The sequence below is a fragment of the Candidatus Streptomyces philanthi genome, from assembly GCF_059553635.1.
On record NZ_JCANQV010000212.1, the window covers coordinates 1 to 10,352 of the forward strand.

At 70.0% G+C, this 10,352-nt stretch carries 8 protein-coding genes, 1 tRNA gene and 1 other RNA gene; 6 read left to right on the top strand and 4 right to left on the bottom strand.

Translation table 11 applies throughout. From position 1 onward, the window contains the following. Both AC51EU_RS21655 and ffs read right to left on the bottom strand, forming a co-directional pair. On the bottom strand, nucleotides 1-1,137 hold a 1,137-nt coding region (locus AC51EU_RS21655; RefSeq protein ID WP_496268685.1), incomplete at its 3' end, for a DNA polymerase III subunit gamma and tau. Nucleotides 1,138-1,181: 44 nt separating this feature from the next. Beyond that, nucleotides 1,182-1,280: signal recognition particle sRNA small type (ffs, locus tag AC51EU_RS21660), an RNA gene on the bottom strand. A 121-nt stretch (nucleotides 1,281-1,401) separates the two neighbouring features. Between ffs and AC51EU_RS21665 the strand changes: the two genes are divergently transcribed. After that, nucleotides 1,402-1,486: transfer RNA gene (locus AC51EU_RS21665), tRNA-Ser, on the top strand. A 753-nt stretch (nucleotides 1,487-2,239) separates the two neighbouring features. Here the strand turns inward: AC51EU_RS21665 and AC51EU_RS21670 are convergent. Further along, nucleotides 2,240-2,533: a hypothetical protein gene (locus tag AC51EU_RS21670; protein ID WP_496268686.1), complete on the bottom strand. Its 294-nt coding sequence runs from the start codon at nucleotides 2,531-2,533 to the stop codon at nucleotides 2,240-2,242. Nucleotides 2,534-2,712: 179 nt separating this feature from the next. Between AC51EU_RS21670 and AC51EU_RS21675 the strand changes: the two genes are divergently transcribed. The 5 genes from AC51EU_RS21675 (at nucleotide 2,713) to AC51EU_RS21695 (ending at nucleotide 8,743) form a co-directional block, all read left to right on the top strand. Then, on the top strand, nucleotides 2,713-4,998 hold the full coding sequence (locus AC51EU_RS21675; RefSeq protein WP_496268687.1) for an Lsr2 family DNA-binding protein: 2,286 nt from the start codon (nucleotides 2,713-2,715) through the stop codon (nucleotides 4,996-4,998). 503 nt (nucleotides 4,999-5,501) lie between these two features. Then, a complete protein-coding gene (locus AC51EU_RS21680; RefSeq protein ID WP_496268688.1) occupies nucleotides 5,502-6,230 on the top strand; it encodes a TetR/AcrR family transcriptional regulator in 729 nt (242 codons plus the stop codon). 40 nt (nucleotides 6,231-6,270) lie between these two features. After that, nucleotides 6,271-7,425 carry an MAB_1171c family putative transporter gene (locus AC51EU_RS21685; RefSeq protein WP_496268689.1) on the top strand — a complete coding sequence of 385 codons (1,155 nt, stop codon included), beginning with the start codon at nucleotides 6,271-6,273 and terminating at the stop codon, nucleotides 7,423-7,425. Nucleotides 7,426-7,739: 314 nt separating this feature from the next. Beyond that, nucleotides 7,740-8,189 (top strand): helix-turn-helix domain-containing protein, encoded by a 450-nt coding sequence (locus AC51EU_RS21690; RefSeq protein ID WP_496268690.1) that lies wholly within the window; start codon nucleotides 7,740-7,742, stop codon nucleotides 8,187-8,189. Further along, complete coding sequence (locus AC51EU_RS21695; protein ID WP_496268691.1) at nucleotides 8,186-8,743, top strand: ImmA/IrrE family metallo-endopeptidase; 558 nt, start codon at nucleotides 8,186-8,188, stop codon at nucleotides 8,741-8,743. The genes AC51EU_RS21690 and AC51EU_RS21695 overlap by 4 nt, the downstream gene beginning before the upstream one ends. 10 nt (nucleotides 8,744-8,753) lie before the next feature. On the opposite strand, the gene AC51EU_RS21700 is transcribed toward AC51EU_RS21695, so the two are convergent. Further along, a partial coding sequence (locus AC51EU_RS21700) for an aminotransferase class I/II-fold pyridoxal phosphate-dependent enzyme (RefSeq protein WP_496268692.1) occupies nucleotides 8,754-10,352 on the bottom strand: 1,599 nt, incomplete at its 5' end.

A 10,352-nucleotide genomic window follows, 5' to 3' on the forward strand; every position in this document is an offset into this window, starting at 1 on the left:
GAGGCGCGCCTGCACCGACCGCTCGTCGTCGTACGCCGCGGGCAGCAGCACCCGGGCGCAGATCAGCTCCAGCTGGAGACGCGGCGAGGTCGCCCCGCGCATCTCCGTCAGCCCCGCATTGACCAGGTCGGCGGCCCGGCTCAGCTCGGCGGCGCCGAACACGGACGCCTGCGCGGTCATCCGCTCCACGACGTCCGCGGGCGCGTCGATCAGCCCCTTCTCCGCGGCGTCCGGCACCGCGGCGAGGATCACCAGGTCCCGCAGCCGCTCCAGCAGGTCCGCGACGAACCTCCGGGGGTCGTTGCCCCCCTCGATCACCCGGTCGACGACCTCGAAGGCCGCCGCCCCGTCCCCGGCCGCGAACGCCTCGACGACCGAGTCCAGCAGCGACCCGTCCGTGTACCCGAGCAGCGCCGTCGCCATGGCATATGTCACACCGTCCTCGCCGGCCCCGGCGAGGAGCTGGTCCATCACGGACATCGAGTCACGCACCGACCCGGCCCCGGCCCGTACGACCAGCGGCAGCACCCCGTCCTCGACCGGGATCGTCTCCCGCGCGCACACCTCGGCGAGGTACTCCCGCAGCGTGCCCGGGGGCACCAGCCGGAACGGATAGTGATGGGTGCGCGACCGGATCGTCCCGATGACCTTCTCGGGCTCCGTCGTCGCGAAGATGAACTTCAGATGCTCCGGCGGCTCCTCGACGACCTTCAGCAGGGCGTTGAACCCCGCCGAGGTGACCATGTGCGCCTCGTCGATGATGTAGATCTTGTAGCGGCTGGCCGCCGGCCCGAAGAACGCCTTTTCCCGCAGCTCACGGGCGTCGTCCACGCCACCGTGCGACGCCGCGTCGATCTCGATCACATCGATCGACCCGCGCCCGTTCCGCGCCAGGTCCACACAGGAGCGGCACTCCCCGCACGGCGTGGGAGTGGGACCCTTCTCACAGTTGAGGCAGCGCGCCAGGATGCGCGCACTGGTCGTCTTGCCACAGCCGCGCGGCCCGCTGAACAGATACGCGTGGTTGACGCGGTTGTTCCGCAGCGCCTGCTGCAGCGGATCGGTCACATGCTCTTGCCCGATGACCTCCGCGAAGGTCTCGGGTCGGTAGCGGCGGTACAGCGCGAGGGACGACACACCTACGACGATATCGGCCCCCACCGACAACCGGTCCGCCCGCAAACGCAAGCGCCCCCCACGCACCCGCCAGAGCCGACCTACCCTTGCTGCCTTCCGGCCCTGGGGGAGTTCAGTCAGATAGCGCCACGTGAGGGGCTGCGCCCCACCCTAGCCGATCCCCGCCCCCAAAAACGACCCAACCTCCCGACCACCCCACCCCCACACCCCCTCCCCCGGGATCATGTTCGCGAGCACCCCTCCACGTCTTGTATTGTTTGCGGCGGAGGATTCGCCTAGAGGCCTAGGGCGCACGCTTGGAAAGCGTGTTGGGGGCAACCCCTCACGAGTTCGAATCTCGTATCCTCCGCACTCGCCCACCAGGGCAGATGAGGGCCCCGACCGCAGTGCGGTCGGGGCCCTCATCGTTTCGTGGTTGCGGTTGCCGAACCCCAAGGGGAGCGGCTGGCTGCACGACCGCATCCGGCCGGCAGACCCTCTGACCGAACCGTCGCATTCGCACCCGCTTGGACAAAATAGTCCGAGGTGTCGACTTTCCTGCACCGCCCGGCATTTTTCTGCACTTCCTGCGCGGCAGGGCCCAGCGGCACGGAGTGCGCCTCAACGGTCGAGCGACCTCAGGTAGTGTCTGGGTTCGCCCGACACTGCCTGAGGTCGAGAAGCAAAAGCGGGAGCTGTTTCCCGAGCAACACCCCGGCAGGGTGGACCGATGGACCGGGTACGTCGAGCAGGACAGCGCGCTGGTCCGGCCTTGGGCGGGCGGCAGAGATCGGGATCTCGGTTACGGCGCCGTTCCTGTCCAGTTCCGCAGCGTGGAGACACCCAACGGTGGCAGGTGCCCCTGCGGCATGAGCCTGCGGGGCGGCTGGGACGGCGGCAAGGAACACACCTCTCACCATGGGGCATGGGCGTTCGGTATCCGGGCACCCAGGCACCTGGATGGGCGGACCGATTTGTCCGTCGTAACGACGGAATCACCGATCGTTTGGCGGAAGCCGACCCCACCAGGTGGGGCAGATGCCGCAGAAGGCAACCACTGCGACTTCAGCTCATGGTCCGACCTTGCTGAACCAAGAGGCCCCCGGACAACGTACGGGCGTATCTACTGAAGGCCAACGAATACGTCATCCGCCACCTGGCCGCCCGCGACACCAGCCAGCACCAGGGCATTGGTGCCAAGCTCGTACAAGCCCTTGCCGACGGCTTCGGTTGCCAGGTCGCCGATGTGTCCTGGTCGAGCCCCGTCAGCGACGCCGGCCGACGCCTCGCGCGCCGGGTCCCACATGGTGGCATCTGGGTCGGTTGAAGCACCGGCACGCATCCCGATCCGCAGGTTGGCGGCCCACGCACAGCCGCCCAGGTCGGACGGCGTTCGGCCCGGACCGTTTCCTTTCACGGTATTCCCCGGCAGTGGGGACGCGGAAGCGCTCACCGCAACGGCTGCCGTCTTGGCGACTTGCACAAGCTGTCGCGCATGTCAACTCAGCTTTCACACCAGTGGCTTGAGGAGCATCCTGAGTCGGTCGATGACAGACCCCGCTATGCCGATAACCGTGTCGAGAACGTGGATTCCTCTTGATTCCAGAGCAGCTGCCGGGCAGCAAAGCCTTCCCTCCCATCCTTCCATGGCTGACGAGGGGAGGGGCCGCGCCGTACATCCCCGGTGAACCGACGGAGATCGTCGGGAATCTCAGGGCACTCCTGGAGGACATCGCGAAGAACCCGACGATCGACCGACTGTTCACCTGGCCCAACGCGACGACGCCGGTTCCACTACGCAAAACCCTGCATGCAATCGGCAGTTGCGGACTGTTGTCACGCGAGGGGAACCCGGCCCGCCTGGCTCTGACGGACGACGCCCGGTACGTGATCGACTCCGGTGACGACCTTTACTTGATCGCTGTACTCCACGCGAACACCAGATTCATGGGTGAGGCGCTCGCCGCTCTCGGGGACGGTCTCACCCACAACGAGCTGAACAACATCGCAGCCCACGAGTACGGCCTCATGTGGGCTTCCAGGGACCAGGTGCGTCGACGTGTGTACTGGTTCCGCGCAGTCGGACTCGTGGACGTCTGGAGCAACGGCAGGATCGTTCCGACCGGCCGCGGGCGTGAGTTCCTGGAACGGATCGAGCTGGTCGCCTCCGACGATCTGCCCCACCGACGCCAGGACTCCGCGCACCCGGTTGACCTGCCCGCACCACCTGCCCTCCTGGCGGCCCGTCTCGACCGGACGGATCAGGCGGCGCTGCGGCGGCGGAAGCGTCCCTTGGGATACGTCGCGGGCGGCGGGCGGGTGGAGGTTCTTAGCCGGCTGGTGAACACTGCTGTCCCCGAGGTCACCCGGCGGGACTTCCTTGCCTTCTGCGCCGAGCAGTTCGGCGTCCTGGAGTCTTCCGCCGAACAGTCTCTGGGCACTCTGCGGTCGTTCGGGCTCCTGACCCAGGTGGGCCCTGACACCTTCGCGGCGACGGAGCTCGCTGCGGACTGCCTGGCGTCGGGGGAGCCCCTGGACTTCATCCGTCTGCTCCACCTCAACATCGCGCTCCTGGGGGAGAGCCTCGACGCGATCGAGGACACCACGCACTCGAGCGCTCTTGTGCGCGTCCTGGCCGAGAGATATCCGCAGCTGCCGCTCACCAGGGAGGGCATCACCCGTCGTGTCGCGTTCTTCCTGGAGACGGGTCTCGCCGAGCGGATCGGGCTCAGCCTCCGGCGGACGCCTCTGGGTACCGCGCTGGTTCGAACCCTTCCGCTTCTCGACCGGGCGGCCTCCGAGGGAGCACCCGGCGACACCACGGCCCAGGAGGGAGCAGACCCGAGGCCGGAGACGACGGCAGGCGAGTCCGAGGCCGAGCGACTGGCTGTGGAGCTCGTGCGAGCGGCCTCGGACAGTGCCGACTACCGGCGGTTCGAGAGGGCCGTCGCGGCCGCCTTCCGCGCGTTGGGGCTAGAGGTCGAGGCCCACAGCGGTCCGAAGAAGACCGATGTGATCGTCGACGTCTGGAGGTCGCCGACGAGTCGACTGCGCGTCGCGGTGGAGGCCAAGACGGACGGCGCCGGACTGATCACGGACCAAGACGTCCAGTTCGGGAGGCTGGGCGAGCACCGGAAGCGGCACGACGCGCACTGCACCGTGCTGGTCGGCCCCCGGTTCGACGCCCGGGTGGAGCACGAGGCCGGTAAGGACAAGGTGGCTCTGCTCACAGCGCAGGAGCTTGCCCGGGCCGTCGTCCGGCACACCCGCACACCGCTCATGCCGCGAGAGGTCGCCGCCCTCATGACGGTCGAGGACAGGGACTCCCTGGAGCCCACCTGGAGGGCCGCAGAACGGCGCCAGGAGGTGCTGAGCGAGGTCCTGCGCGCCATGTGGAAGAGCGGGAACGACCCTGTCGACATCGAGTACAGCGCCGGAGCGCTGGGTGTCCGCGACGTCTGGCGGGAAACCAAGGGCGTCGTGGAGGCCCCGTTCGAGCCGAGCGAGATCGAGGAGGCCTTGTCCTTCCTCGGGGCACCCTTCATCGCCGGGGTCCTGGAGCGTGGTGGTGATCACGTGGTGGCCGCTCCGCCCGCTCTGGTGGCTGCGCGGTTGCACGCCCTCGCCCGTGCCGTCGAGGCGGCCGGCCCCGGGGGCGAGCCCGGCGCCCAAACCGGCCCGATGCCCCCCGCCCCGTCGGAGCCGACGCGGACCGAGCCGCCGGTGGGGAAGCCACGTATGGAGGGCGCGGTCGTCGGCCTGGACGCCTCCCTGGTCCGGAACTGGGCCAGGGAGCAGGGCCGAGCGGTCAGCGCACGCGGGAGGCTGCCCGAGGGCCTGGTCCGGGAGTACAAGCGGGCCCACGGACTGCTGGACGAGTAAGGGGTCGTCGGCAGCCCCTGCCGGCCGTTCGCGGTTCGTCGGTGGGTTCGCCGAGACCGTCGGCGAGCCGTCCGTCACCACCCGCCAGGGCCATCGGCAACGCGCCCTGCCGAAGCGGCTGTTCGCTGCGTAGAGGGTCACCGACGGCTGTCCGGCGCGGGGGCCGGGGGCCAGTCAGGGCGCGATCCGCAGCGACCTCGTCCGGACGGTGTCCCGGCCAGCCGGCGCCGGTGTCCGGTGGCCTGGCGGCGATGGATGCCTCATCGTCGCCGGCGAGCAGCCGCGCCAGGTGCCGCAAGCCGAAGTGTGGTGGGGACGGCCCGCCAGGAGGGCACCGTCGTTCTCCCCTCTGTGCCCGGTCCTCCACCCCGTCCCTCTCTCCCGCGAGCGACTCGATCCGGCCACCCCCGCCACCCACCGCTGTGTCCGGGATCACACCCCCTCGTCCAGGCGCTCGATCAACTGTCCTGATCGTCATTGTGGTCGGCGGGTACGGTTTGGCCATGGATGTTTCCGGGACGGGTGCTGCCGACGAGAGGGCCGGGATGGTGCAGGCTGTGAAGGCCGCTGCGCGTCGACTGCTGGTGGAAGTGGGGCCCGGCGGGCTGTCGTTGGAGGCTGTTGCCGCGGGTGGCGGGATGGAGGTCGCCGCGGTGGAGGCCGTTTTCCCGCATCGGGACGATCTGTTGACCGCGCTGGTCATCGATGCGTACAACGCGTCCGGTGCGGCGATGGAGGAGGCCGATCGGGCGGCGGTGGACGCGGGGGCGTCGGCGGGGACGCGGTTGCTCGCGGTGACGCGGGCATTGCGGCAGTGGTCCTTCGGGAATCCTGGTGAGTTCACGCTGATCTACGGGTCGCCGGTTCCGGGCTATCACGCGCCGCAGGACACGGTGCCGCCCGCCTCGCGTACGCCCGCGGTGCTGGCGGGGATTGTGCGGTCGGCGTTGGAGGCGGGTGAACTCACCCCGCCGAAGCGGGCGATGACGGGGCCTTCGCTGCTGCTGCCCGAGGCCGTGGAGCTGTTCGGGGGTGTGCCTCAGGCTCCGTTCTCGGACATCATCGAGCGCGGGATCGTGCTGTGGAGCAACCTGATCGGGCTGCTGGTCTTCCAGGTCTTCAGCCGTACGCACGACAGCGTCCGGGACGAGACCGCGTTCTTCGACTACGCCATCGCCGTGGCGGCCGAGAGCATCGGGCTTGAGGTCCCCTCGGGCGGGGCCACCGACTAGGCCGTCCGCCGCGCACGCGGCGTCGGCGGGGGATCAGGCCGTGAACACCCTCAAGACGCTCTGCTTCGCCGTCTCGGCGCTCTCGTCGTACGCCGCGCTCGCCTACCGGTTGAGCCAGGTGCGGCGCAGCTGGCGGGACAGCGCCTACCGCACCCTGGTGATCACACTGCTGTTCCAGTGCCTCACCTTCACCATGGGTGCCGTAGCCATGGGGAGCGAGCGCTTCCTGGGCGTCGGTAACCTCGCGATCCTGGTGATGCACGTCGCGGCGGTCGCCTTCTGTGTCAGCGCGCAGATCATCCTGTTGCAGTGGGCGACGGACGCCGAGGAGGCGGTACGGAAGACCCGTTACTGGCTGGTCACGGGCGTCGTCCTCAACGCGTCGCTGATCGCGTTGTTCCTTCTGGCCGACGGCACCGGGCGGCCGGCCTCGGACTTCAACACCGGCAGCGGTCAACCGCTGGTCCTCACCTACCTCCTGGTCTTCATCGTGTCCCAGGCGGTGCCGTGCGTCACCATCTTCCGCCAGTGCGGGCCCTATGCCCGTATGGCGGACAAGACGTCGCTGCGCCAGGCCCTGCGGCTGCTGTCCGTCGCCGCGGTGGTCCTCTTCCTCTACTGCACGGCCAGGACGGTCAACATCCTGACCGCGGCTGCGGGGGTGGACATCGGTGCCTGGCAGGTCGCCGCCTCCGTGTTCAGCGCGGCGGGCATCGTGGTGCTCTCGCTCAGCCTGACGATCTCCTCCTGGGGGGCCTCGGTCACCAGGCTGGCGGACTGGGTGCGCGGCTATCGCGCGTACCGGGCGCTCTATCCGCTCTGGCGGGATCTGTACGAGTCCTCGCCGGACATCGTCCTGGAGCCGCCCGGGGCCGCGGTCTCCGACCTCAACTACCGCCTCCACCGGCGGGTGATCGAAATACGCGACGGATGGCGGGACCTGCGCCCCTACATCGACCGCTCCGCCGGCGGCGACGGCACGGCGGGGCCCGGCGCGAGCGACGAGTCCCGGCAGGCGTTCGCCGAGGCGGCGCAGATCCGGCAGGCCCTCCGGGCCAAGCGCGCCGGCACCGTCCCCGAGGACAACAAGGACGCCGCCGACTTCGAGGACCGCGACACGGACAACTTCGTCGCGGAGGTCGCCTGGCTCACCCAGGTCGCGTCCGCCTACCGCAGGATCGGCAGGGCGGGTTGAGAGAACCCGCCCGCCTGCCTCGTCAGGCCGGGCGGGATTCTCTCGTCTCCCCCGTCGCACCCGCCCGCTTTCCCCCGTGACTCCCCCGTCGACCGGGCGGGTGCGTTCCTGCCTGGCCCGTCCCCGTGCGGGGCCGGACCGGGCCGATATGGCCGGCAACCAACTCGGCTACCCCCGTGAGCAAAGTTAGCTGGCAGCTATCGGCGCGTTTCCACGGTGACGGAGACACGACCGATTGTCAACTGTCCGCTAATCTGCGAGACTTGCGGATAGCCAAGGGCAATGCCGGGGAGGTGACAGGAGGAAGACTCGCCATGAACGAGACCGACGACCGGCCCCTCCTGGCAGTGCGCCTGGACAACCTCTTCAAGACCGTCCGCCCCAAGGGCAAGCACTGGACCAATGCCGAGGTGGCCGAGGAGCTGAAGCGGGCCAACCCCGAACTCCGGGTCGGGGGCGTGTATCTGTCGCAGCTGCGGACGGGGAAACGTTCCAACCCCTCACCGGAGCTGCTGGCCGCCCTGGCACGTTTCTTCGGTGTGTCCGTCGCCTACTTCTTCGACGACGAGGTCGCCGAATCGGTGCTCAGCCAGGTCGCCGCCGTCGAGGCGCTGCGGCAGGCGGGAGTCCGCGCCGTGGCGATGCGGGCGGCCGGGATGAAACGGGAGAACCTCCAGGCCATCACCGCGATCATGGACCAGTACCGGCAGATGCAGGGCCTGCCACCCGTCACCGACCCCTCCGAACCCCCGGACCCGGAGTGAGGGGCCCCAGGAAGGGGCCGTCGGCCGATCACGAGCGTCGCAGCCGGCTCAAGAAGCTCCGGAAGGACGGCGCCCGGCGGATCGCCGAACTCGGCCTCCCCGAGGTCACCGATGTGGCCGGACTCTGCCGCCATCTCGGCGAGGTACGCAACCGTCCGATCACGCTGGTCCCGATGCCGATGCCCGCGTCGCAGCCGTGCGGCATGTGGGTCGTCGCGCGCGACGAGGACCTCATCTTCTATGACGCCAACACGACCGGCGCGCATCAGGAGCACATCATCTTGCACGAGCTGGGCCACATCATCTGCTGCCATCGCGGGGCGGGTTGGCTGGACGAGGCGAGCGCCCGTTTCCTCTTCCCCGACCTCGACCCCGACCTCGTCCGCGACATGCTCCAGCGCGCGACCTACGACGACGTCCAGGAGCAGGAGGCGGAGATCATCGCCTATCTGCTCGCCCAACGGCTCGGCTCCACCGGGCAGCGGCGTGCCGCGGACCCGGGCGGGACCGCGAAGGACCCCATGCTCAGCCGGATCGAACGCACCCTGATCTGACATGGGCCCCTCATCCGGCGGTGGCCGCCACCTCCTCGGCCAGGACCGTCACGGCCCGCCGGATGCCGTCCTCGCCATGGTCCGCGGTGAGGAAGAACCGGAGCCTGGCGAGCCCCTCCTCCACCGCCGGATGGAAGATCGGATCGGCGATGACACCCCGCGCGAACAGGCGGTCCGCGACGCGCAGGGTTCTCGCCGAGTCGCCGAGGACGCACGGCACGATCGGGGTGTGGGCGCTGGCGCCCGTCGCCAGGCCGGCCGCGGCGGCGAGGCCGAGGAAGAGTTCCGCGTTCCGGCGCAGGGCGCGCACCCGCTCCGGTTCCGCGACGATCAGTTCGGTGGCGGCCAGCGCGGCGGCCGCGTTGGCGGGGGTCAGCCCGACGCTGTAGACGAAGCCCGGCAGGGTGTGCCGCAGCCACCGCACCGCACGGGCCGAGCCGCCTAGGTAGCCGCCGCAGCTGGCGAACGCCTTGGAGAGGGTGCCCATCCACAGGTCGACATCGCGGCGGTCGACGCCGAAGAACTCGCCGACGCCCCGGCCGCGGTCGCCGACGGTGCCGATGCTGTGCGCCTCGTCGACCATCAGCAGGGCGCCGTGGCGTTTCTTCAGTTCGATCACGGCGGGCAGGTCGACCAGGTCACCGTCCATGCTGTAGGCGCCCTCGACGACGATCAGCACCCGCCGGAACCGCGACCGGTGGCGCCGCAGGACGTCCTCCAGCGCCTCGGTGTCGTTGTGGGCGAAGGGGCGCCGTGCCGCGCCGGACAGGACGCAGCCCTGGAGGATGCTGTCGTGCGCGAGCGCGTCGTGGACGACGAGGTCGCCCGCGCCGACGAGGTGTCCTATCGCGGTGACATTGGTGGCGTGCCCGCTGACCAGCGCCAGGCAGTCGTCGACGCCGAGGAAGCCGGCGAGCGCGCGTTCCAGCCGTACGGTCAGGTCCCGTTCGCCGGAGAGGACCCGGCTCGCGGAGACCGAGGTCCCGTAGCGGTCCACCGCCCGGTGGACGGCCTCGTTGACCGCGGGATGGCCGGAGAGTCCCAGGTAGTTGTAGCTGCCGAAGGACAGGTACGGCCGTCCGCCGATCACGGTCGTGTCCCGGATGGTGCCCTGGTGGACCCGGAAGTACGGGAAGTCCGCGCCGGTGGCGGCGACCGCGTCGATGCGCTGCTCCAGCCGGCGCACCTCCGGGAAGTCGTCGACGCGGGCGGCACCGCGGTCCGCCTCCCGGGGGAGCGCGGCGCCGGGGGGCGGCGGTCCGGTGAGATACGGGGCGACCAGCGCGGCCAGCCGTTCCACGGTGAGGTCGGACGCGAAGAACTCCTCGGTACGGAAGCCCGGTACCCGCTTGCCGAGGTTGACCTCCAGTTCCTGGAGCATCAGGGAGTCGAAGCCGAGATCGGCCACCAGCTCCATGCGCGCGTCCAGTTCGTCGACGGAGAAGACGCCGGTCCGCGCCACTTCTTCGCGGACGAGCAAGGAGGCGTCGGACGTACTCCCCGTGGGTGCCGTGACGGGTGGGGCGAGTGGTTCGGGCGGGTCCTGTGCCTCGCGGGCCGACACGTCCACCGCCCAGTGGTGACGCGGGGCGAGCGGGCTCGGCGGCAG

Coding starts and splice junctions, on each gene's coding strand:
- AC51EU_RS21680 (WP_496268688.1), top strand. CDS start 5,502: ATGGATGTTTCCGGGACGGGTGCTGCCGACGAGAGGGCCGGGATGGTG.
- AC51EU_RS21690 (WP_496268690.1), top strand. CDS start 7,740: ATGAACGAGACCGACGACCGGCCCCTCCTGGCAGTGCGCCTGGACAAC.